We start from the raw sequence: 22,527 nt of genomic DNA, 5'->3' as shown, positions 1-22,527 counted from the left end.
CCTGGGATTCGGATAGGTTGAGACCATCCTGCAGAGCATCGACGGGGGCCAGACTGTCGGCACCACCGAAAAGAGGCGTCGCCGTTCGGTCGTTCCGATGAATGCGGTTTCGGGTCATCTGGCCGCGTGCGCCCTCTGTCACACGCGAGACCAGGCCCCGGTCAGGTCTTCGGACACACGCCAGAGGCGGGCGGCATCCTCCGGGTCGCGCAGGTGCCGGAAGAGCTTCTGCTCGCCGGGAGTGCCGCCCAGATGACCGGGACCGCGCGGACTGTAGAGGTGCCGGGGGAGAGCGTCAGGTGAGGTGGCTGCGTACACCGCGGGCAGGCAGGCGGTCTCGGGGGTCCCGAGAAGGATGCCGCGTCGTGACATCCAGCCGATCGCGCGACGCCCGGCGGTGTCGCGCGATCGGCCCACCTCGGGGCGGGCGGCGAGCAGGCTGGTGGGTGCGATGCCCGGGTGGGCGAGGTTGCTGGTGATCCCCCAGCGGTGCGCTTCGGATCGACGGTCCAGTTCGAGGCCGAAGAGCCCGAGTGCCGTCTTGGACTGGTTGTAGGCCGCCATCGGGCTGTACGAGCGCTCCCAGTTCGGGTCGTCCCAATTGAGTCGTCCGCTGCTGATGGTGATCTGCGACGTGACGCGGGCGCGTCCCGCGCGCAGCAGCGGCAGCAGGTGACCGACCAGAGCGAAATGGCCCAGGTGGTTGGAGCCGAACTGCAGTTCGAATCCGTCCTCCGTGACGGCGCGCGCGGGCGGCGTCATCACGCCCGCGTTGTTGATCAGCAGGTGGATGGGCTGTCCCTCGGCGATCAGAGTGTCGCCGAGCGCGGCGACCGACGCCAGCGATGCGAGGTCGAGGTCGCGCAGCGACACGGATGCGTCCGGCACGGTTTCCCGAATGCGGGCGATGGCCCGTTCGCCCTTGGAAGGGTTGCGCACCGGCATGATCACGTGCGCGCCCGCCCCGGCGAGCCGGGTGGCGATGGCGAGGCCGATGCCGTCGCTCGCGCCGGTGACGAGGGCGCGACGGCCGGTCAGATCGGGGGTGGTGGGATCGATGGTCTGGGGCATCCCTCCACGTTCCCCTCGGCGCGGCGGCGTATCCAGGGTTCGGTGATCCGTGGATCGCGGGCGCCGTCCCCTCGACAATGGGGACATGGAGATCGATCGGCCGGGGCTCGCCGAGTTCCTGCGCCTGCGGCGCACCGCGCTGCAGCCGGACGACGTGGGCCTGCCGCGGGGACAGCGCCGCCGCACCGAAGGCCTGCGCCGCGAGGAGGTCGCCGAGCTCAGCCACATGTCGACCGACTACTACGCGCGCCTCGAGCAGCAGCGCGGCCCGCAGCCGTCCGCGCAGATGGTCGCCGCCATCGCGCAGGGCCTGCACCTCTCTCTCGACGAACGGGATCATCTGTTCCGTCTCGCCGGGCACTCTCCGCCGCCGCGGGGCGGCGAAAGCACGCACGTGAGCCCCGGGATGCTCCGCATCCTCGACCGGCTCCACGACACCCCGGCCGAGGTGGTCTCCGAACTGGGCGAGACGCTCGCGCAGACCCCGCTCGGCATCGCGCTCACCGGTGACGCCGCCGCGCATCGCGGCCTGGAACGCAGTCTCGCCTACCGCTGGTTCACCGATCCGGATGCCCGCCTCCTGTACGCTCCGGCGGACCGCGCCTTTCTCACGCGGCTGTGGGTGTCGGGGCTGCGCGACGTCGTGTCGCGACGCGGGCCCGGATCACGGGCGGTGCGCATCGCCGACGACCTGTACGAACGCAGCGCCGAGTTCCGCACCGCGTGGGACGCGCACGAGATCGGCCTGCGCCCGCGACCGGTCAAGCACTTCGTGCACCCGCAGGTCGGCGCCCTCGAGCTGACCTGTCAGACGCTCCTCGACCCCGACGAGGGGCACTTCTTGCTCGTCTACACGGCCGTCCCGGGCAGCGAGAGCCACGACAAGCTGCGGCTGCTGTCGGTCATCGGGGCAGAATCGCGCTCGCCGGCCGCATTCTGAGGCGGGTATTGTGCGGGCTCTGCGGGCGGACTACATTCGCCTTTACCCCTGTCCCCGAGGGAAGGATGCAGAATATGAGCCCCAGTCGTTGAAGGACCAAAGCGAGCCCCCGAGCGACAAGGTCGCGCGGGGGCTTCGTCATGTCCGTCAGTACCTGAGATGCTGACCGTCAGGATGAGGCGTACACCGCCGCCACGTCGTCGAGGAACTGCGCGTACGTCGCGACGAGCGCCGCGTCGGTGGTGTGCACCTGGTTCTCCGCATTCTTCTCGGCATTGGCGGAGAAGTTGTAGCTGCCCGTGGAGAGGATGCCGTCGGTCACGATGACCTTCAGGTGCATGAAGTCGTGCGGCCCGGTGGGGGAGTACGGCGTGGAATGCTTCGCCGAAAGCTTCGCCGAGACCTTGTCCCAGTCCGCGACGATGGCGGCGTCGTTCGAGCTTGCGCGCCACTTCTTGACGATCGGGCCCATCTGGCCGGCGTCGTAGACACCGCTGACCGAGACACCTCGGTCGACGGCTGCCGCCAGGGCTGCGAGCATCGCGTGGCTGGTGAGCACCATGGTGCCGATCCGGATGTCGGTGGTGGCCGCGTCGATGCGGGCGGTGAGTGCGGCGTCGATGGCGGGCCCGTCGCCGGGGCTGAAATCCCATCCGAGGGCATCCGTGCTGCCGGTGGTGTCGCCCTTTCCTGTGCCCTTGATGCTGCCGGTCTCCCACAGCTGGGCGAAGTCGGCGGAATAGCCGGCGGCGATCTGCTGGTCCGGGATGCGCAGGATGTTGTTCTCCTGCAGCGTCCACGCGTCGTCGGTGAAGTTGGTCGAACCCATCCAGACCGCGGCGGTGGCCGCGTCTGCCGCGTCGCGGACGATGTACTTCGAGTGCATGAGGTGCGGTGCCGAATCGATGGCCGTGAGCTGCACGCCGGTTCCCCCGAGGTTCTGCGTCAGCCAGGCGCCCGTTCCCACCGGCGCCGGGTCCGCCCCGAGTGCGGCGAACTCTGCGGCGCCACCGTCTGCGGGCTTGCCGGCGTCATAGGCGATCCGTACCGTCACGCCGCGGGACACGGCATCGGCGAACGCGCCGACGACAGTTGCGACGAGACCGTGATCGACGAGGCGGAAGTCGTAGATCGCGACATCCACGGTGGATGTCGCGGCCCCGACGAAGGCGGCCAGCGCGGATGCCACCTCGCCGGGCTGATCGGCGGATCCGCCGTGGGTCGTGTCTCGGAGCAGCTGAACCTGGATGTCGTCGGTCACAGGCCACAGCCAACGCCGATCCGGTCACGGCCGCAAGGGGGCGTGTCGGCGCGGCCTGCTGTCAGACCGCGACCGGTTCCGCCGCCGGCACGATCCGCCCGTCGACGACGGTGACCAGCTCGTCGAGGAGGTGGTCGTGCACGAGGTCGTGCGTCACCAGCAGGGTCGCTGTCTCGCGCTCGTGGGTGAGTCGCGCGATCAGCCGCATGATCTCGGCGCCCCGCTCCTGGTCGAGCGCGCTCGTGGGCTCGTCGACCAGCAGCACCTGCGGCTCGTGCACCAGGGCGCGAGCGATCGCGACGCGCTGCCGCTGCCCTCCGGACAGCTGGGCGGGACGCTTGGCCGCGTGGTCGCCCAGGCCGACGGCATCCAGCAGCTCGTCGACCCGTGAGCGCACGGCCCGTCGCCGGGCCGATGCGCCGCGGCCGCCGAGCTCGCCCATCACCAGGAGCTGCTCGCGCGCGGTGAGGGAGGGCAGCAGGTTGGACTGCTGGAAGACGATTCCGATGCGCTCGCGGCGCAGGGCGGTGGCCTCTTCGCGCGACAGAGTGGTGGCATCCACGTGGTCGACGATCACGCGCCCGGAGTCGGGCCGGATGAGGGTCGCCGCCAGCGCGAGCAGGCTCGACTTGCCCGACCCGGAGGGCCCGGTGATGCCGGTGAGCACGCCGGCCCGGCCGACGAGGGTGACGTGGTCGACCGCGGTGACGCGGGAGGCGCCGTCGGGGAAGGTGAGGGTGACGTCGTCGAGGGTGATCATCGGTTGCTCCCGAGGGCGGTGAGGGGGTCGGACTTGGTGACGGTGCGCAGGGCCACGGCCGCGCCGGCGAGACCGAGGACGCCCATGGCCAGGGCGGGCACCAGGGTGGTGAGCGGGCTCAGCAGGAACGGCAGCGCTCCGCCGGCCAGCATCCCGAGGCCGGTGACGGCGAGCATCCCGATCCCGATCCCGATGACGAGCACCACGAGGGCCTGCCCGAGGGCGTCGCGGATGAGCGAGCCGGTCGTCGCGCCGAGGGCTTTGAGCACGGCGACATCGCCGGAGCGCTGCATCGTCCAGACGGTGAAGAACGCGCCCACGACGAGGGCCGAGATTCCGAACAGCATCGCGATCATGAGCCCGAGCGACCCGATCTCGGACTTGAAGGCCTCCAGCGCGGTGAGGCTCTGCAGCGGCGGTTCGGCGACCGTGTCGGTGCGGTCCGAGACTGCGGCCCAGTCCGGCGTGCCCGTCACCGACAGCACGGTCGCGGATCCGTCGCCGCCCAGGCCCTTGTCGAGCCGGGTCCAGGCGTCGGGGGTCAGCGCCACGACGGGCGTGTGGCTGTACCAGGCGTCGCCCCCGACGGAGGCCACCCGGAACGAGGTGCCGAGGATGCTGATACTGTCGCCCGCGACGACACCGCCGAGGTCCTTCGCAGCGCCGGCGGAGAGGCCGATTTCGTCGCCGCCGGCGGGCACGAGGTCGGTGACGACGGATGCCGCCGCTCCGTGCGGCATCCCGAACAGCGCGACCCCCGCCGTGGTGGTGCCGGCCTTCGCCTTGCCCTGGACGATGCCCACGGGCAGCACGTCGGTCACGCCGGGAGCCGCACGCCACTCGGCCACGGCATCCTGATCGATCGACGACTCGCCGAAGCTCGGCGCGCCCGATTCCGGATGCTGCAGCACGATGCGGTCGCCCGGCAGCGCGAGCACGGCGGAGACGTTCTGGGCGGCCAGCCCGCCGGTGAGTCCGGCGAGGAATCCGACGAGGAGGGTGATGAGGGCGACGACGGATCCGATGAGCACGAACCGCCCCCGGGCGAAGCGCAGATCGCGCCAGGCGACGAACACGGGAGTCCTTTCCGTGGTGCGCAGGGTCGCGCACCATCCCTTCCAGCCTCGCGATCGCACGCGTTTCCGACATCGGCGGCGAGGTTGCTCTTCGACTCCGACTTTCGGTTGATGCCACGCGGACGCGCGCCCCGTAGCCTGGACGCGACATGACCCAGCAGCCCGGTGTGCACCACAACCTCACGCGCGTGTTCTTCGCGCTGCGGCTGGGGCTCCACGTGCTGTTCGCGGTTCTCCTGGTGTTCGTCATCGTGCGGATCGTGCTCCTGGAGCCGCCGCTGCGCTGGCTCGGACTCGGCTGCGCGGTGCTGCTCGGGCTCGTGTATCTGGCCGGGATCTGGGTGATCCGGATGCCGGTGGCACGACGGCGCACGGCGAGCATCGTGTGGCTGATGGTGCTGACCGTCGTGTGGGTGGCGCTACTGTTCCTCGTGCCCGAGTCCGCGTACCTCGTCTTCCCGCTGTTCTTCCTGTACCTGCACCTGCTGCCGGCGCCGTGGGGCCCGATCCTCGTCGTGGTGACGACCGGCGTCGCGATCCTGGCGCTGGGCCTGCACGGCGGGTTCAGCATCGGCGGGGTGGTCGGGCCGCTCATCGGCGCGGCGGTGGCTCTGCTCATCGGGCTGGGGTACCAGGAGCTCGCGCGGGATGCCGCCGAGCGCGAGGCCCTGCTCGCCGAGCTCCTCGCCACGCGCGATCGCCTGGCCGCCTCCGAGCGGGAGCAGGGTGTTCTCGCGGAGCGCGCCCGCCTCGCCCGGGAGATCCACGACACCGTCGCCCAGTCGCTGTCGAGCATCCAGATGCTGCTGCATGCGGCCGAGCGCGCGGACGGCGACCGGCCCGGCGCCGAGCACCTGCGGCTGGCCCGCGAGACCGCGGCCGCAAGCCTCGCCGATACCCGGCGGTTCATCCGCGAGCTCGCGCCGCCGGCGCTCGACGAGGGGCTCCGCGGGGCGGTGCTGCGCTTGGCCGAGCGGGAGTGGACGACCGACGGCCTGCGGGTCGAGGTGGACATGCCTGCCGACCTCGACCTGCCGATGCACGTCCAGACCGCACTGCTGCGCATCGTGCAGAGCACGGTGGCGAACGTGGTGAAGCACGCCGAGGCATCCCGCGTGATCGTTGCCGTCCAGGCATCCGGCGCGGACGTGCGCCTGACCGTCACCGACGACGGAGTCGGGTTCGACCCCGCCGCGGTGGGCGACCGGGTCGCGTCGGACTCGTTCGGGCTGCGGGCGATCGGCGAGCGCGTGGATCAGCTGGGCGGGACGCTCGCGGTCGAGAGCGCACCGGGCTCCGGGACGTCGATCACGGTCACGTTCCCGCGGGGTGAGCCATGATCCGCATCGTGATCGCCGACGATCATCCCGTCGTGCGGGCCGGCATCCGCGCGCTCCTCGAGGGCGAGAGCGACATCATCGTGGTGGGGGAGGCGTCCACCCCGGACGCGGCGGTCGACCTCGCCGGAGCGCTCGCTCCCGAACTCGTGCTGATGGACCTGCAGTTCGGCGAGGACACGACGGGGGCCGATGCCACCCGTCGCATCCGGGCGCTCCCGGCGCCGCCCTACGTGCTCGTCCTCACCAACTACGACAGCGACGGCGACATCCTCGGGGCGGTCGAGGCGGGGGCCAGCGGCTACCTGCTCAAGGATGCTCCTCCCGAAGACCTCGTGGCCGCGGTCCGGGCCGCCGCAGCCGGCGAGAGCGCGCTCGCCCCGGCGATCGCAGGACGCCTCATGCAGCGGGTGCGGGCACCCCAGGTCAGTCTGTCCGCTCGGGAGATCGAAGTGCTGCAGCTCGTCGCCGCGGGCGCCTCCAACGCGGAGGTCGCCGCGCGCCTGCACATCACGGATGCGACCGTGAAGTCGCACCTGACGCACGTGTTCTCGAAGCTGGGCGTGGCATCCCGCACCGCCGCCGTGTCGGCCGCACGCAACCTCGGCGTGCTGCGCTGAGCGACGGTCGTCGTCAGGCGCGGGCGCGAGCCGTACCACGGGGACTTCGACGACGAAAGCCCCTCGTCGGCCGGCCCCGCCCGGACGACACTCGCGAACATGCCGTTGCGAGGACTGGACATCGACCGCGGCGAGGTGCGTGTGGGCACCTCGGGCTGGTCGTACGACCACTGGCGCGGGGTGCTCTATCCGAAGGGGACGGGGGACCGTCGGCTCCAGGTGTACGCGGCCGCGTTCGACACCGTGGAGCTGAACGCGAGCTTCTATCACTGGCCGAGACCCGAGGCCTTCCGGCGGTGGCGCGAGAAGATCCCGGACGGGTTCATCGTGGCGGTGAAGGCGCCGAGAGGGCTGACGCACGCGCGCAAGCTCGCGTCCCCCGAGTCGTGGGCCGCCCGGCTCGCCGAAGGGCTCGCCGCGCTCGGGTCGAGCGCGGGCCCGCTGCTGCTTCAGCTGCCCCCGGACCTCGAGCGCGACGACGATCGTCTCGAGCACGCACTCGCGGCGATGCCGGCGGAGGCCCGCGTCGTGGTGGAGCTCCGGCATCCGTCCTGGGTGGATGACGATGTCTTCCGGATGTTGGAACGCCACGACGCCGCCTACTGCGTCATGAGCGGAGCCGGGCTGCCCTGCGAGCTGCGGGCGACATCCGACCTCGTCTACGTGCGGATGCACGGGCCCGACCGCTCGCGGCTGTACGTCGGGAGCTACTCGGACGCAGACCTCGACTGGTGGGCGCAGCGGATCGACGAGTGGCGATCCACCGGTCACGCAGTGCTCTGCTATTTCAACAACGACGACTCCGGCTACGCGGTGAGGGATGCCCGGCGGCTCCGTGACCGCCTGTCGTGAGAGCGCCGGCCTGACGCTCAGCCGCCGGAGGGGTTCTCGAGGGGCTTGCCGTCGTCGTCGGTGGTCTTCTCGACGTCCTCATCGGGTTTCTCGGGCGCGCCGCCGGATGCGGTGTCGGCTTCTTCGTCGGCCCCGGGGGTGCCCTGCGTGTTCTTCGGATCGCCCATCATGTCTCCTCTGTTCGGTTCCCCGAGCGTACGGAGAACGTCCGGTGGGCGTTGAGGGGGTTGACGTGCGTGGGAGACGCGGTGGATGCTTCGCCACGTTACGAATCGCGTCGCTCGCATGTCACCCCGAGTCGTCCGGCACAGGCGCGCTGGATGCCGCCCGCCTACTCTGGCGGCATGACCGACCTGGCCCTGCTGGAGACCGAAGCCGTCGCGTTCATCCGCGATCTCATCCGAATCGACAGCGTGAACACGGGGGTCGCCGAGACGATCGGCGACGGCGAGACGCGTGCCGCGCGCTACGTGCAGGAGCGCCTGGAGGATGCCGGATACGCGACGGCGTTCATCGAGACCCGGCCGGGGCGCGGCAACGTCGTCGCCCGGCTGAAGGGTTCGGATCGCGATGCCGGTGCCCTCGTCCTGCACGCGCACCTCGACGTCGTGCCGGTGGTGGAGGACGACTGGACGCATCCGCCGTTCGCCGCCGAGATCCACGACGGGTTCCTCTACGGGCGCGGGGCGGTCGACATGAAGAACTTCGCCGGTGTTCTGCTGGCGGTCGCCCGGGCGCTGCGCCGGGAAGGCGTCGTTCCGCGGCGCGACCTCGTGTTCGCGTTCTTCGCCGACGAGGAGGCCGGAGGAGTGTGGGGAGCACGGTGGCTCGTCCGCAACCGTCCGGATCTGTTCGCCCGTGCCACGGAAGCGCTCAGCGAGGTGGGCGGGTTCTCCGTGCCGATCGGCGACGATCGCCGCGGGTATCTCGTCGCCACGAGTGAGAAGGGCGTCGCCTGGGCGACGCTCACCGCGCGCGGACGCGCGGGCCATGGATCCCGGCCGACGCTCGACAACGCCGTGGTGCGGCTGACCGATGCCGTCTCGGCGATCGGACGCCACTCGTTCCCCGTGGTGCGCACCCCGGCCGTGCAGCGATTCTTCGACATCGTCGGTCGCGAGCGCGGCCTCGCCTTCGGCGACGCGGATCTCGACGCCGACCTGGAGCAGCTGGGATTCGTGTCGTCGCTGATCGGTGCGAGTCTGCGGAACACGGCGACACCGACGGTGCTCGAGGCCGGGGGCAAGACGAACATCATCCCGGCGGAGGCGACCGCGCGGCTCGACCTGCGCGTGCTGCCCGGGCAGGACGAGGCTCTGCGCGAAGAGCTCGAACGGATCGCGGGCGACGACGTGGAGATCGCGTGGGGGCGGTGGTGGTCGGCCACCGAGGCGCCCATCGATGTGCCGCTGCTGGACGACCTGCAGCACGCGGTCGACATCGAGGACCCCGGCGGGATCGTCGTGCCCTATCTTCTGCCGGCCTCGACGGACAACAAGCACCTCGCGTCCCTCGGCATCCGCGGCTACGGCTTCGTCCCGTTGCGGGTGCCCGACGGGTTCGACGTGTTCGGAGAGTTCCACGCCGCCGACGAGCGCGTGCCGGTTGACGCGCTCCGCTTCAGCGCACGCGCGACGTGGCGCATCCTGCGCGCGCAGTGACCGCACCCGGAGCGCGCTATGCCGGCGTGCGCACGGTGATGAACCGGCTGCGCCGGCGCAGCGCGAAGCCCAGCCGCTCGTAGGCGGCGATCGCCCCCACGTTGGCCGCCGCGGCGTGCAGCAGCGCCCGGTCGCCGCGCTGGCGGATGTGGAAGGCGACATCGAGCACGAGCCGCGACGCGAGACCCTTGCGCCGTTCGCCGACGTCGACGGCCACGGCGCTGATCTCGGTCCAGCCCTCGGGCCGGACGCGCTCGCCCGCCATCGCGACGAGACGGCCGCCGCGGCGGATGCCGATGTACCGCCCGAGTTCGTACGTGCGCGGCCGGAACGGTCCGGGCTGATTGCGCTCGACGAGCGCAAGCATCTCGGGCACGTCGTCAGCACCGAGGACGACCACCTCCTCGTCGGGCCGCGGCACGAGGGCCGCGGTCTCCACGAGCTGCACCCCCTCGCCGTGACTCACGAGCTCCCACCCCGGGGGCAGCTGTCCGGCGTATCCCGACAGGCCGAACTCCGCACCGGGCCCGACCAGGTCGACGAGCGCGTCCCACACAGCCGGGTCATCCCACGTGCGCACGGCGACGAACGGCGCGACATCCTCCGGATAGCGACGAACGAGATCTCCGCCGATCGCGAAGGATGCCTGCGGTCCGGTGAGCGCGGACCACTGCGCGTTGTCGAGGACCTCGGCGTCCGCAAGGGGCACGTCGAGCGGGACGGCCGTGGAGGGGTGGGGCATCCGGCCACTCTTCGCCAGCCGCCGCGACCGTGCAACCGGCGATCGTCACGGCGTGAAACAGGACCGCCACGCAACGTCACGATCCGGTCCGCTGCCGTGCGCACGTGCAAACCCAATCGGTACTCAATTTCGCCGTTCGACTACTCATTTCCGCCCGACCGGAGATCGCCGGGGCTTCTCCGTACATACGCTCGGGTCGCTCGAACCGATCGGGCTGAAGGAGAATCATGACCTCACGAATCCTCACCAGGGCGGGCGCGCGTCGCTGCGCCGCCGGCGCCCTGACGCTCTCTCTCGGGGCGACCCTGCTCGTGGCCGGGGGCCAGACGGCGATGGCCGCCGAGCCCTCGCACGCCGTGTCGACCGCGGCGGCGTCGGCGACTGCGACCACCGACGCCGTCTCGGTGTCGGTCGACGCCGACGGCACGGTGCGCTATCGCATGACGGAGGCGTTGTTCCGGTCGGCGCAGCGCGTCATGCTGCGGGTCGGCGGCGGATACGCGGGCGAGACGTACAAGGGCGTCGCCTACTATTCGCGGGTGTCCATCGCCGATGGCGTGGCGACGGTCACCGCCACGCGCAAGGCGGCGTTCGGTCAGCGTGTGGAGGTGCAACGGGTCGCGGGTCGGCCGGGCGGTGGGTACAACGCGTCGACGGCGAGCACCGTCGCCTCGACGGTGATGTACGGCGCGGCGCCGACGCTTCAGGTGGTGGGCGGCCGCACGCTGAAGGTCACCATGCCGCGCGCCCTGTTCGAGTCGGCGCACAAGGTGCGGGTGACGGTGGACGGCGGGTACGTGGGTTCGACCGTCAAGGGCGTCTCGTACTACATGGGCCACCGCCGCCAGGGCGATACGGTCGCCCTTCAGCGCACCCTGAAATACGCACCGGACGAGACGCTCGAGATGACCGTCGACGGGACGGTGATCGCGCACGTCGACCTTGCCGGCCCCGGTCCGCAGCTGACGGTCGAGAAGGCTTCGTCGTCGCTGACCGTCATTCCGCGCGGAGACGCGGAAGCGGACCGCAAGCGTGAGAACCGGTGGTTCCGGCACAGTGTGCTCGAGCCGGCGGGCCGCTACGTCACGGCGGGTCAGAAGATCACCGTCACGCCGGCCGAGGGCGCGTCCGGGCTCAAGGTCGCCATCGGTCAGTACGGCCCGCACACCGGCATCAACGGCGGGGCGAGCAAGGCGCTCTCGTACGTCTCCGTGCCCGGTGACCGGCCCCTGACCATCACGGCGCCGATCGACGGCCTCGTCTCGCTCGTGAACACGTCTGCGGCGGCGACCAGAGTCTCGGTCTCCGGCGGCGTCGCCGTGCCGAGCTTCGTGCTGGGCGAGACCACCGAAGCGCAGTTCAAGAGTGACCTGGCGGCGTTCCCGGAGTCGCCCCTGACCGTCGTCGAGGGGAGGCGCCTGGTCGCGGCATTCCAGCGGCGCTTCCTGGTTCCCCGGCTCGCCGGCGTCACCGTTGGGCGTGTGCAGTCGTGGGATGACGCGGTCGCCCGCATCGACCGCACGTACGGGCTGTCGGTGTCGGAGACGGGCCTCAACCGCAAGTCGCTCGCGCGCGTCTTCATGGCGAACCCGGACACCGGCGCCGGCGGGGCGTCCGCGACGCAGGACCACGTGACGTTCCAGGTGAACGGGGGCGTCGCGAACCAGGTGCTCACCCAGGCCATCGACAACCAATGGGGGCTCTGGCACGAGATCGGACACACCTACCAGACGCCGCAGTACCGGTGGTCGGGAATGACGGAGGTGACCGTGAACATCGCGTCGCACTCCGTTCTGGAGGGTTTCGGCGTTTCCGGTCCGCCGTCTCACCAACCCGAGGTTGACGAGTTCATGGCGCTCCCGGAAGAGCAGCGCGACTTCAACACGGCGAAGAAGATCCAGCTCAGGATGTTCGAGCAGCTCTTCGACCAGTACGGCATCGGCTTCTATGCGAAGCTCAGCCGTCTGTACCGCGAACGGGTCGACGCCGGAACTCTCAAGGTGAGCGGCACCGTGGCGATGCAGCAGTACTTCATGGTGACCGCGGGCGAGGCCTCCGGGCACAACCTCACCGCGTTCTTCAGCAAGTGGGGTCTCAAGCCGGACGCGGAAACGAAGGCCGCGCTCGCGAAATACCCGAACTGACAAAGCGGGTGGGGCGGTGTGGTCGCGCAGACCGCGCCGTCCCGCCGTTCCCCGTGTGATCTGTGCGAAACGTGCCGGGCGTACTGTCTGGCTATGCATCTGACGCCGGGTGAGACGGAGAAGCTGCTGCTGTCTGTCGCGGGTATGGTGGCCCGGGACCGGCTGGCGCGCGGCGTGAAGCTGAATCATCCCGAGGCGGTGGCGCTGCTCAGCACCTGGGTCATCGAGCGGGCCCGCGACGGGCGCCGCGTCGACGAACTCATGGTCGAGGGCCGGGAGGTGCTCACCACCGACGACGTCATGCCGGGAGTCGCCGAGATGCTGCACGACGTGCAGGTGGAGGCGACGTTCCCCGACGGCCGCAAGCTCGTCACGCTGCACTGGCCGATTCAGGATGCCGGAGGCGAGGCATCCGGAGAGGGCATGATCCCGGGGGAGTACGACCTCGAAACCGGCATCCTCGAACTCAACGCCGACCGGTCGGCCGAGGAACGCCGCACCTTCACGTTCGTGAACACCGGCGACCGGCCGGTGCAGATCGGATCGCACCTGCACCTGCCGGACGCGAACGACGCGCTCGAGTTCGACCGGGCGGCTGCCCACGGGTTCCGGCTGGACATCCCGGCCGGCACGTCCCAGCGCTTCGAGCCGGGGGCATCCCGCGTGCTCGACGCCGTCGCGCTGCGCGGCGCGCGACGGGTTCCCGGCATCCAGCGGCGCGACGGCTCCGCGGACCTCGACGGAAAGGATGCCTGATGCGCATCGATCGCGAGCGGTATGCCGCCCTGTTCGGACCCACCGTCGGCGACCGCGTGCGGCTGGGCGACACCGACCTGTGGATCCAGATCGAGGAAGACCGCACCTTCGGCGGCGAGGAGGCCGTGTTCGGCGGGGGCAAGTCGATCCGGGAGTCGATGGCCCAGGGCATGGCGACCCGCGCCGACGGCGCCCCGGACACCGTCATCACGAACGTCATCGTGCTGGACTGGTGGGGCATCGTGCGCGCCGACGTCGGCATCCGCGACGGGCGCATCGCCGCGATCGGCCGCGCCGGCAACCCGGACATCGCCGACGGCGTGCATCCCGACCTGGTGATCGGGCCGTCGACCGATGTGATCTCCGGCGAGGGGCGCATCCTCACCGCGGGCGGCATCGACTCGCACGTGCACCTGCTCTCGCCGTCGCAGATCCACGAGGCTCTCGCGACCGGGATCACCACCGTGTTCGGCGGCGGCACCGGACCATCCGAGGGATCCAAGGCCACGACCGTGACACCGGGCGCGTGGCACCTGCAGACGATGCACCGGGCGATGGATCATCTGCCGGTCAACGTGCTGCTGCTCGGCAAGGGCAACACGGTGTCGCACGAGGGGCTGCGCGAGCAGGCGCTCGCCGGCGCCGGCGGCTACAAGGTGCACGAGGACTGGGGCTCGACGCCGGCGGCGATCGACGCCGCGCTGCGTGCGGCCGACGAGTGGGGGCTGCAGGTGGCGCTGCACTCCGACTCGCTCAACGAGGCGGGATTCGTGCAGTCCACGATCGACGCGATCGGCGGGCGCGGCATCCACGCGTTCCACGTCGAGGGCGCCGGAGGCGGGCATGCCCCCGACATCCTCTCGATCGCCTCGCTGCCGAACATCATCCCGGGGTCGACGAACCCGACCCTGCCGCACACCGTGAACACCGTCGCCGAGCATCTCGACATGCTCATGGTGTGTCACCATCTGAACCCGGCGGTGCCGGAGGACCTCGCGTTCGCGGAGTCGCGGATCCGGGCGACCACGATCGCAGCGGAGGACATCCTGCATGACATGGGCGCCCTGTCGATCACGTCGTCGGACGCGCAGGCGATGGGCCGCATCGGCGAGGTGATCGCCCGCACCTGGCAGGTCGCCCACGTCATGAAGCACCGCCGCGGATCACTCGGCACCGCGCTGCCCGCCGACAACGAGCGCGCCCGCCGGTACGTGGCGAAGTACACGATCAACCCGGCGATCGGCCACGGCATCGACCACGTCGTCGGGTCCATCGAGCCGGGCAAGCTCGCCGACCTCGTGCTGTGGGATCCGCGGTTCTTCGGCATCCGCCCCGAGGTCGTCATCAAGGGCGGCGGCATCGTCTGGGGCGCGCTCGGCGACCCGAACGCGTCGATCCCGACCCCGCAGCCGACCCTGATGCGGCCCTCGTTCACCGACGCGATCGGCGCGGACCTGTCGGTGTCGTTCGTCTCTCCCGCAGCGCTCGCCGACGGGCTCGAAGACCGCCTCGGCCTGCGCCGCGCGCTCGTCGCCGTGCACGACACCCGCCGGGTGACCAAAGCGGACCTCAAGAACAACGACGCGCTGCCGCGCATCGACATCCGTCCCGACACGTTCGCCATCTCGATCGACGGCGAGCCGGTCGAACCGGCGCCGGTCGACCGCGTGCCGCTCGCCCAGCTCTATTCGCTGTTCTGAACGGCGGGATCCCATGACGACGGCACCGGCCCCCGTGGCATCCGGCACGCTCGCGATGCTGCTCGCCGACGCGCGCCTGCCGACCGGAGGCCACGCGCACTCGGCCGGGGTGGAGCCCGCACTGGTCGCCGGGATGCCCGCCTCCGACGTTCCCGCGCTCATCCGCGGCCGGGCGGTCACGACGTCCCTGGTGGATGCCGGCACCGCCGTCGTCGCCCGGCTCCGGTTCGCCGCCGGCGAGCCGATCGACGACGTCGTGGCCGCGTGGGCCGCGCGGACCCCGTCGGCGGCGCTGCGCGAGGCCTCCCGCCTGCTCGGCCGCGGCTACGTGCGGCTCGCGCGGCACGTGTGGGGCGGGCATCCGGCCGTCGCGCGGTGCGTCGCGCAGGATGCCGGACCCGGCCCCGGCCTGCCCCGGCCGGTCGTGCTCGGCGCGATCGCCTGCGCTGCCGGCCTGGAGGCCGCCGACCTCGCCCGGCTCACGGTCTACGACGACGCGCAGTCCGCGGCGGCGGCTCTGCTCAAGCTCGAACCCACCGACCCGGCCCTGCCCGTCGCCTGGGTGCTCGACGCGTGCGCGGCCGCGGAGCCGCACCTCGCCGCCCTCGAGCGGCTCACCGATCCCGCCGGCATCCCGTGCGACGGGGCGCCGCAATCCGAGGGGTGGGCCGAAGCCCACTCCCGACTCACCAGGAGGTTGTTCCGTGCCTGAACCCGCCCGCTCCCTGCGCCTGGGAATCGCCGGTCCCGTCGGCGTCGGCAAGTCGTCGCTGGTCGCCACGATCTGCCGCGCGCTCGCCGGAGAACTGCAGATCGGCGTCATCACGAACGACATCTACACCGACGAGGATGCCCGGTTCCTGCGTTCGGCCGGCGTCCTCGCGCCCGAACGCATCCGCGCCGTCGAGACCGGGGCGTGCCCGCACACCGCGATCCGCGACGACGTCACCGCGAACCTGCTCGCCGTGGAAGACCTGGAGCGCGACTTCGACCCGCTCGATCTGGTGCTCATCGAGTCGGGCGGCGACAACCTCACCGCGACCTTCTCACCCGCCCTCATCGACGCGCAGCTGTTCGTGCTCGACGTCGCCGGCGGCGGCGACGTGGCGCGCAAGGGAGGACCGGGCATCGGCCGCGCCGATCTGCTCGTGGTGAACAAGACCGATCTGGCGCCCTACGTGGGAGTGGATGTGGAGCAGATGGTGGCGGACGCGCTCGCCGCGCGCGAGGGGCGCGCCGTCGTCGCGCTGTCGCGCACCGACGAGGCATCCATCGCGCAGCTGAAGTCGTGGGTGCTCGGGATGCTCGAGGCCCACCGCGCCGGAACGCACACCCCGCAGGACCCCGGCCCGATGGCGCCGCACTTCCACGCCGACGAAGACGGGGCGGGGTACATCCACACGCATGACCACGACCACGAGCACACCCACTGACGCCGTCTCGGTGCGCCCCGGCGGGCACGCACTGATCACGGTCGCCCCGGGCGCGCGCCGTGCGCGCGTGGGGCTGCGCGGTGCGGGCATCGTGCCGTGGCTGGTGTCGCGCGGGCCGGCATCCGCCTCCGTCGCCATCGGTGCGGGTGGAGCGCTGCTGCTCGGCGGGGATGCGGTGCGCCTCGACGTCCGCGTCGCAGCGGGATGCTCCCTGGCGATCGAGGACGTCGGCGGCACCGTCGCGTACGACGGGGAGGGGCGGCTCGCGACCTGGGACGTGAACGTGTCGCTCGGACCGGATGCCCGGCTGGTGTGGCGGGCCCTGCCGTTCATCGTCGCCGACGGGGCCCTGGTCGAGCGTTCGATGGCCCTGAGCCTCGGCCCGGGTGCGTCGGCGATCGTGCGTGAGACGCTGGTGCTGGGCAGGACCGGCGAGCGGGGAGGCGGCATCGTGTCCCGTCTCGGCGTCGAGGATCCGCTCGGCCCCGTCCTGGTGGAGACGCTGCGCGTGCGCGGGGACGCCCCTGTGCCCGGGGTTCTCGGAGGGCACCGGGTGGTGGACAGCGTGATCGCGGTGGGGGATGCCGGCGACCCGCCGGCCGATCACGGTCAGGCGAGCCTGCTGCGCCTCGAGCGTGGCGGGTACGTCGTCCGCGCCGTGGCGAAGGATGCCCACACCATCGACCTGGACGAGCTCACCGAGGCCGCCGTGCGCGAGGCCGGGGCGGCGAGTCGTCCATGAGCAGCCCTCTGGATGCCGGTGACCGCAGCGATCCGTCACGAACGGCGGGTTCAGGCCGCCATTCGTGACGGATCGGGCCCCTGCCGGGGCCGTGGTCAGGCGAACGCGGCCGCGGGGGCGCGGTGCGGGATCGGGATGGGCTTGCGGGAGGGGACGCGGCTGCCTCGCCGCATCGCCCGGCTGATGTCGTCGAGGACGTCGGTGGGACACATGTACTTGGTCGGCAGCGCCAGATCGCGCAGCCACAGGACGTCGTACTCGAACTGGTCGGCTTCGTAGACGCACGCCAGTGTGCGGTGGGGGTCGTTCGCGTCGAGGGCGGTGTCCACCACGATCCATTCGATCGAGGTGAGCTGTTGGAGGGCGAATCGGCCGTCCCTGGAGGTCGACAGCTCAGCGGCCATGGGGTGCTCCTTTTCGGGTGTCGGTGATGGGCGAGGATGGCAGCCACCCGGCCCGCCTGTCAGCGCCCCTGTGGGCACCGGCCCGGGCGTCGCGGCGCGGGCCGCGCAGTGGAGAGGGCGGGCGGGGTGACTGTCACCTCGACGTGGAGTCGATCAGCATTCGATGCAAGAGCGCGGAGGCGGGGAGCGCTCCGTCGCCGCAGCGCGGACCTGGCGGGCCACGCTGCGGGGCCTGCTCCGCGCACGCCGGGCGTCGGAGCCGAGCCCCGCGGACGGACCGGGGGGAGTGCGGCCCTCGATCGGCGGGCACGCCATGCGTCGTGCGCACACGATGTCTTCGAACTCGGCCTCCACCAGCGCGTCCACGGTGCAGATGAGTTCGATGAAGGCCTCCTCGACGCGTTCGTCGGCATCCTCCCGGGGTGCGTTCATGACGGTCATGATCGCCTCCTGCATCAGGCGCGGATCGCCTGCAGGTTCTCGCCCTTGGTCACGCTGATCTTGCGCGGCTTCGCCTCTTCGGCGACCGGGATCCGCAGGGTCAGCACGCCGTCGTCGTAGCTGGCGGCGATGTTCTCGGTGTCGAGGTTGTCCCCGAGGACCAGCTGCCGGCTGAAGACGCCGCGGGGGCGTTCGGCGGCGATGAGTTCTGCGTCGCTGGCGCGCAGCGAGCGTTCGGCTCGCACGGTCACGACGTTGCGTTCGACATCCAGATCGATGGATTGCGCATCCACGCCGGGAAGGTCGAACTCCACCAGGAAGGTCTCGCCGTCACGCCACGCATCCATCGGCATGACCGCCGGGCGAGCGATGGTTCCTTCTGTTCCGAACATCTGCTGGGTGAGTCGGTCCAGCTCACGGAACGGATCAGAGCGCATAAGCATCGTTTCCACCTCCATGACTTCATCTCTGTTGATGCTTTCATGTGGTCCAGACCATCGAGATCTGTACCATGCGCGGTAGATTTTTTATAACACCGTCGGTAGCTTGGGTCAAGAAGAAATCGACGGGAAGATCGGGCAGGACATGGCAGACCGGGACCGCGGCGTCTACAGCATCACTGTGGCGTCGGAGCTGGTCGGGATGGGCGTGCAGAACCTGCGGGCCTACGAGGCGCGCGGCCTGCTCGTCCCGGCGCGCACCGAGGGCGGCACACGCCGTTACAGCGCCGACGACCTCGACCGGCTCCGGCGCATCCGGGATCTGCTCACGGCCGGGCTCAACCTCGCCGGCATCGCGATGGTGCTGCCCCTGCAGGACGAGAACGGGCGCCTGCGACGAGCACTGGCCGACCGTTCGGCGAAGGAGGATTGACCCGGGCGGCGGTACGCCCTCCGGCCGCATCCGTCCACCCCTTTCCTCAGCTACCCGAAACGGGTAAGGGTGGACTGTGGGATTCGCAGAGGAACTCGGCGCCTGGGTGGCGCAGCAACGGTGGTACGCGGGCAAGAGCCATGCTCCCCGATTCCGGATTCTCGACGAGCAGCCCGCCCCGGGAGCCACGCGCTACCTGCTGATGGACGATGCCGGGACGCAGCCCGTGCTGTACCAGGTGCCGCTCACCCGCGTCGCCGAGTCGTTCGAGTCGCACGACGTGGTCACCGGCGACGACGGCGAGACGCTCATCGATGCCGCCCGGCACGCGGGCTTCACCGTCGGGATGCTGGCGCAGATGAAGGTCGACGTCACTCGCGTGACCGGCTCGCGCGTGCTGTCGGGGGAGCAGTCCAACACGTCGATCGTGTTCGACGAGGACGGGCGGCCGACGATCATCCTCAAGCTCTTCCGCACGCTCCATCACGGCGAGAATCCCGACGTCACCGTCCAGCGCGTGCTGAGCGACGCCGGATCGCCCTTCGTGCCCCGATTCCTCGGCAGCCTGGACGCGCAGTGGCCGGATGTCGGACGCGGGTCGGGTGTCGCCCACGGCACCCTCGGCTTCGCCCAGGAGTTCCTCCCCGGGGTGCGCGACGGGTGGGAGGTCGCCCTCGAGGCCGCGCGCGACGGGCGGGACTTCACCGCCGCCGCCCGCGATCTCGGCACGGCGGTCGCCGGGGTCCACGGCGCGCTCGGCTCCGCCTTGGAGACGATGGATGCCGGACCGGGCGAGGTGGCGTCCACCGGGGAGGCCTGGCAGCGCCGCCTCGCCATCGCGGCCTCGGAGGTGCCGGCCGTCGCCGAGCGTCGCGCCGCGATCGATGCCGTCTACCGCGCCGCGCTCGACCGGCCGTGGCCGCGGCTGCAGCGCATCCACGGCGACCTGCACCTGGGACAGGTGCTCGCCGTTCCCGGCGGCGGCTGGCGCATCGTGGACTTCGAGGGCGAGCCGCTGCGTCCGATGGCCGAGCGTGCGATCCCCGACCTGCCGCCGCGCGACGTGGCCGGGATGCTGCGGTCCTTCGACTACGCCGGAGCCCTCGCCGGGGGATCCGATGCGCGCGGCTGGGCGGCGACCTGCCAGCAGGCGTTCGTCGAGGCCTACACCGGCGCGCCGGGATCGGTGGAACTCGATCCGGTGCTCCTGCGCGCGCTCGTGCTCGACAAGGCGGTCTACGAGTCGATCTACGAGGCGCGCAACCGCCCGGACTGGCTGTCGGTGCCGCTCGCCGGCATCGACGCGGCGCTCGCCTGAGCGGTCTCGCCTACTCCGCGGCCGCCTCCGGCGCCTGCAGCAGCAGGAACATCGCTCCGTAGGCGCCAAGCGAGACCGAGAAGCTCTGCAGGTCGTCGACGCGGCCGATGTCGTCGCCCGACGCGGCATCCCGCACGATGCTGCCCGGCACGAGCTGCTCCGACCGCACCGTTCCCTCGGTCGGCTCGGGCGAGAAGTTCAGCACGGTCACCTGCATCGGCGCCTCGGCGCGCGGGTCTCCGTCGTCCAGGCGGTGGACGAGCACGAGCATCCCGGCGTGCGCCACCTCGGGAATGTCGACCTGCGACGCCGTCGCGATGCCGTGCTCCCGGCGGAGGCGGAGGATGTCGGCGAGCCGGGAGGCGAACGATGCCGGATCGCCGAGCTGGTCGGGAAGCGTTCCGTAGAGCGACCGCCCGCGCGGCATCCCCGCCGAAGAGCGCGTCGCGCTCGGGTCGGCGCCGAGCAGGTCGTGGGCTCCGCGTTCGATCCACCGGGTGTCGCCGACCCGGATGAGGTCCGCGACCTCGTCGCCCGGGAGGGTGAGCATGCCGGTGAGATCCCACCCCGAGAGCGCGAAGACCCCCGGCTGCCAGGCGTTGTACGCAGAGAGCAGCAGGTGCGCATCGCGGATGGCCGGGACATCCTCGTCGGTGATGTCGCCCAGTCGTGCGATCCCGCGCGTCGCCGCGATGAGGGATGCCGTCGTGCAGGCGATGCCGTTCTGGGTGAAGACGCGGTTGTAGTCCGCCGTGCCGGTGAGGGCCTCGGTGAGGTCGGCGCGCACCTCCTCCGCGAGCTGGCTGCCCGAGATCTCGCGCCCCCGGAAAGAGAAGGTCTCGTCGCCGTGCCGCGTAGCCCAGTGCACCAGTTCGTAGGTGAGTTCGTCGTGGTTCTGCAGCCCGTGGACGAGCTGCACCGGCTGCACGCCGAGCTGCAGCGACTGGTTGAGTGCGAGCCGGAGGAACTCGCTCTGGCCGGTCGCGAGCGCGTGGTGGTATCCCGGGCGCCCGATGAAGTCGTAGGAGAGGTCGGCTCCGACGGCACCGGTGTCGCGGATGTCCTCGATGGCGAGGTTGAGCTCCTGGAACGTGAAGCCCCCGACCTTGCGGACCATCCCCGCGATGATGTGGTTCGCCGCGTGGGAGAGGGGATGCCCCTCGGACCAGGCCGGAAGACCCTCGGCGCTCTTCTCCACGCCGAGGAAGCCGTTGGCATCGAGTCGCAGCGCGCTGGTGCCGAGATCGCCGAGCGAGTGCAGCGCGTCGCCGATCACCAGGCGCATGCCCGCGAACGTGGGATCGAGCCAGTTGATCGACGGCTGGCCCTGCTTGAAGTAGTGCAGGTAGACCCAGCGGCGGGTGACGCCGTCGGGTCCGATGACGGGAGCGGTCGCGCTCCAGTTCGTCTCCTTGACGCCGGGCGTGTAGAAGATCACGCGCTGCAGGGCGCCGATGATGTACCCGCGGTCCATCAGCTCGCGCTCGGTCGGGACGTCGAGGTTGACGCTGTCGACCCCGTCGGGCACGTCGGGGAGCAGCATCCAGTCCTCGGGCGGGATCTCGATCATGTGGTAGATCCCGGGGTAGTCCTTGAAGCCCATCTCGGCGAGCCGGAAGTCGGCGCCCTTGCCGGTGTGTCCGGGCACGATGTCGTCGATGACGCCGCCGCCGTACGCGTCCGCGACGTCGCAGAGCGCGCGGAACTCGTCCTCCGTGCCGAACGCGGGGTCGATCTGCGTGCTGATGCGGTCGAAGTGTCCGTCGACGCTGGGGGTGTCGACCCATCCGACGATGCCGCCGGCGCGTTTGACGGGACCCGTGTGGATGGCGCTGATGCCGATGCGCTCGAACGCCGACCACAGCTGCTCGTCTCCGAGGGCGGCCAGGAACGACTGCCCGGGCCGGGTGATGAGCGAGATGGGGTACGCCGTGAACCAGGCGTCGCTGGTGGCGATGGCGCGCCGCGGATCGGGGCGCGCGTAGGCGTGACGCCACATCGAGGGCTGCCCGGCGAGGGGACGGGCGAGGACGTCGGCATCCTTCAGCATCGACTGGCGTACGAGCCACTCGACGTACGACGGATTCGTGCCGTTCGCCGTGCGCGGGTCGGTGCGGATGCGGCGCAGGCTGCTGCCGCGCAGATTGTCGCGCGGACGCAGCCGGCGCGGCCGCGCGGGATACCTCTGCTCGTCGTAGCTGATCTCCGGAACCTCCGGTTCCGTCTCGTCGCCGTCGAGCTCCCGCACGCCCGCGAGGTCGATTGGGCCGGTGTAGAGATCCTCCGGCAGCTGCTCATCACGCGCCATGCCTCCACGTTAGACAGCGTGCCGCCGCGCCGCGAGCCACTGGCGCAGACCGGTCGGAAGCATTATGGGGGCGGCCGGGAGTCGCTAG

Annotated in this window: 23 protein-coding genes; 13 read left to right on the top strand and 10 right to left on the bottom strand. The window is 71.0% G+C overall.

Translation table 11 applies throughout. The features are described 5' to 3' along the window. Positions 1–138: 138 nt before the first annotated feature. Positions 139–1,071 carry an SDR family oxidoreductase gene (locus tag LK09_RS09760; protein ID WP_039398759.1) on the bottom strand — a complete coding sequence of 311 codons (933 nt, stop codon included), beginning with the start codon at positions 1,069–1,071 and terminating at the stop codon, positions 139–141. Positions 1,072–1,156: 85 nt separating this feature from the next. On the opposite strand from LK09_RS09760, the gene LK09_RS09755 reads away from it, so the two are divergent. Further along, a complete protein-coding gene (locus tag LK09_RS09755; protein WP_039398757.1) occupies positions 1,157–2,011 on the top strand; it encodes a helix-turn-helix transcriptional regulator in 855 nt (284 codons plus the stop codon). Positions 2,012–2,180: 169 nt separating this feature from the next. Here LK09_RS09755 and LK09_RS09750 read toward each other — a convergent pair whose 3' ends face one another. From LK09_RS09750 to LK09_RS09740, 3 genes are all read right to left on the bottom strand, one after another. Continuing rightward, a complete protein-coding gene (locus LK09_RS09750; protein ID WP_039398755.1) occupies positions 2,181–3,272 on the bottom strand; it encodes a phospholipase D-like domain-containing protein in 1,092 nt (363 codons plus the stop codon). 61 nt (positions 3,273–3,333) lie between these two features. Then, entirely contained in the window at positions 3,334–4,032 is a 699-nt protein-coding gene (locus LK09_RS09745; protein ID WP_039398753.1) for an ABC transporter ATP-binding protein, read from the bottom strand. Further along, positions 4,029–5,108 (bottom strand): ABC transporter permease, encoded by a 1,080-nt coding sequence (locus tag LK09_RS09740; RefSeq protein WP_039398751.1) that lies wholly within the window; start codon positions 5,106–5,108, stop codon positions 4,029–4,031. The genes LK09_RS09745 and LK09_RS09740 overlap by 4 nt, the downstream gene beginning before the upstream one ends. Positions 5,109–5,257: 149 nt before the next feature. Here LK09_RS09740 and LK09_RS09735 point away from each other — a divergent pair, with 149 nt between their 5' ends. The 3 genes from LK09_RS09735 (at position 5,258) to LK09_RS09725 (ending at position 7,917) form a co-directional block, all read left to right on the top strand. Further along, a complete protein-coding gene (locus tag LK09_RS09735) occupies positions 5,258–6,448 on the top strand; it encodes a sensor histidine kinase (RefSeq protein WP_039398749.1) in 1,191 nt (396 codons plus the stop codon). Then, the gene (locus LK09_RS09730; protein WP_039398747.1) at positions 6,445–7,065 is read left to right on the top strand and encodes a response regulator; all 621 of its coding nucleotides are present in this window, start codon (positions 6,445–6,447) and stop codon (positions 7,063–7,065) included. The genes LK09_RS09735 and LK09_RS09730 overlap by 4 nt, the downstream gene beginning before the upstream one ends. Before the next feature lie 99 nt (positions 7,066–7,164). After that, positions 7,165–7,917 carry a DUF72 domain-containing protein gene (locus tag LK09_RS09725; protein ID WP_052226633.1) on the top strand — a complete coding sequence of 251 codons (753 nt, stop codon included), beginning with the start codon at positions 7,165–7,167 and terminating at the stop codon, positions 7,915–7,917. A 17-nt stretch (positions 7,918–7,934) separates the two neighbouring features. Here LK09_RS09725 and LK09_RS21755 read toward each other — a convergent pair whose 3' ends face one another. Then, entirely contained in the window at positions 7,935–8,084 is a 150-nt protein-coding gene (locus LK09_RS21755; RefSeq protein ID WP_197061015.1) for a hypothetical protein, read from the bottom strand. Positions 8,085–8,261: 177 nt separating this feature from the next. Here LK09_RS21755 and LK09_RS09720 point away from each other — a divergent pair, with 177 nt between their 5' ends. Further along, positions 8,262–9,578: a M20/M25/M40 family metallo-hydrolase gene (locus LK09_RS09720; protein ID WP_039398745.1), complete on the top strand. Its 1,317-nt coding sequence runs from the start codon at positions 8,262–8,264 to the stop codon at positions 9,576–9,578. Between the two features lie 16 nt (positions 9,579–9,594). On the opposite strand, the gene LK09_RS09715 is transcribed toward LK09_RS09720, so the two are convergent. After that, positions 9,595–10,320 (bottom strand): GNAT family N-acetyltransferase, encoded by a 726-nt coding sequence (locus tag LK09_RS09715; RefSeq protein ID WP_039398743.1) that lies wholly within the window; start codon positions 10,318–10,320, stop codon positions 9,595–9,597. A gap of 227 nt (positions 10,321–10,547) precedes the next feature. On the opposite strand from LK09_RS09715, the gene LK09_RS09710 reads away from it, so the two are divergent. From LK09_RS09710 to LK09_RS09685, 6 genes are all read left to right on the top strand, one after another. Further along, positions 10,548–12,464 carry a M60 family metallopeptidase gene (locus LK09_RS09710; RefSeq protein WP_039398741.1) on the top strand — a complete coding sequence of 639 codons (1,917 nt, stop codon included), beginning with the start codon at positions 10,548–10,550 and terminating at the stop codon, positions 12,462–12,464. A gap of 93 nt (positions 12,465–12,557) precedes the next feature. Continuing rightward, on the top strand, positions 12,558–13,220 hold the full coding sequence (locus LK09_RS09705) for an urease subunit gamma (RefSeq protein WP_052226631.1): 663 nt from the start codon (positions 12,558–12,560) through the stop codon (positions 13,218–13,220). Then, positions 13,220–14,920 carry an urease subunit alpha gene (locus LK09_RS09700; protein ID WP_039398739.1) on the top strand — a complete coding sequence of 567 codons (1,701 nt, stop codon included), beginning with the start codon at positions 13,220–13,222 and terminating at the stop codon, positions 14,918–14,920. Before LK09_RS09705 ends, LK09_RS09700 begins: the two co-directional genes overlap by 1 nt. Positions 14,921–14,933: 13 nt before the next feature. Next, positions 14,934–15,632, top strand: coding sequence for an urease accessory protein UreF (locus tag LK09_RS09695; RefSeq protein WP_039398737.1), 699 nt, complete (start codon positions 14,934–14,936; stop codon positions 15,630–15,632). After that, positions 15,625–16,353 (top strand): urease accessory protein UreG, encoded by a 729-nt coding sequence (gene ureG / locus LK09_RS09690; RefSeq protein ID WP_039398735.1) that lies wholly within the window; start codon positions 15,625–15,627, stop codon positions 16,351–16,353. The genes LK09_RS09695 and ureG overlap by 8 nt, the downstream gene beginning before the upstream one ends. Then, positions 16,325–17,095: an urease accessory protein UreD gene (locus tag LK09_RS09685; RefSeq protein ID WP_082008174.1), complete on the top strand. Its 771-nt coding sequence runs from the start codon at positions 16,325–16,327 to the stop codon at positions 17,093–17,095. The genes ureG and LK09_RS09685 overlap by 29 nt, the downstream gene beginning before the upstream one ends. A 95-nt stretch (positions 17,096–17,190) precedes the next feature. Here LK09_RS09685 and LK09_RS09680 read toward each other — a convergent pair whose 3' ends face one another. The 3 genes from LK09_RS09680 to LK09_RS09670 form a co-directional block, all read right to left on the bottom strand. After that, positions 17,191–17,499 carry a hypothetical protein gene (locus tag LK09_RS09680; RefSeq protein ID WP_052226630.1) on the bottom strand — a complete coding sequence of 103 codons (309 nt, stop codon included), beginning with the start codon at positions 17,497–17,499 and terminating at the stop codon, positions 17,191–17,193. Between the two features lie 153 nt (positions 17,500–17,652). After that, a complete protein-coding gene (locus tag LK09_RS09675) occupies positions 17,653–17,940 on the bottom strand; it encodes a hypothetical protein (RefSeq protein WP_156138713.1) in 288 nt (95 codons plus the stop codon). A gap of 14 nt (positions 17,941–17,954) precedes the next feature. Then, a complete protein-coding gene (locus LK09_RS09670; protein WP_039398918.1) occupies positions 17,955–18,383 on the bottom strand; it encodes an Hsp20/alpha crystallin family protein in 429 nt (142 codons plus the stop codon). 142 nt (positions 18,384–18,525) lie between these two features. Between LK09_RS09670 and LK09_RS09665 the strand changes: the two genes are divergently transcribed. Both LK09_RS09665 and LK09_RS09660 read left to right on the top strand, forming a co-directional pair. Continuing rightward, the gene (locus LK09_RS09665; protein WP_039398731.1) at positions 18,526–18,813 is read left to right on the top strand and encodes a MerR family transcriptional regulator; all 288 of its coding nucleotides are present in this window, start codon (positions 18,526–18,528) and stop codon (positions 18,811–18,813) included. A gap of 76 nt (positions 18,814–18,889) precedes the next feature. After that, the gene (locus tag LK09_RS09660) at positions 18,890–20,131 is read left to right on the top strand and encodes a phosphotransferase (protein ID WP_039398729.1); all 1,242 of its coding nucleotides are present in this window, start codon (positions 18,890–18,892) and stop codon (positions 20,129–20,131) included. 10 nt (positions 20,132–20,141) lie between these two features. Here the strand turns inward: LK09_RS09660 and treS are convergent, their stop codons facing one another. Beyond that, on the bottom strand, positions 20,142–22,439 hold the full coding sequence (treS, locus tag LK09_RS09655; protein WP_039398727.1) for a maltose alpha-D-glucosyltransferase: 2,298 nt from the start codon (positions 22,437–22,439) through the stop codon (positions 20,142–20,144). Positions 22,440–22,527 lie beyond the last annotated feature (88 nt).

The sequence above is a fragment of the Microbacterium mangrovi genome (assembly GCF_000802305.1).
Classification (GTDB): Bacteria; Actinomycetota; Actinomycetes; order Actinomycetales; family Microbacteriaceae; genus Microbacterium; species Microbacterium mangrovi.
This window is presented reverse-complemented; position numbering and strand designations above follow the sequence as displayed.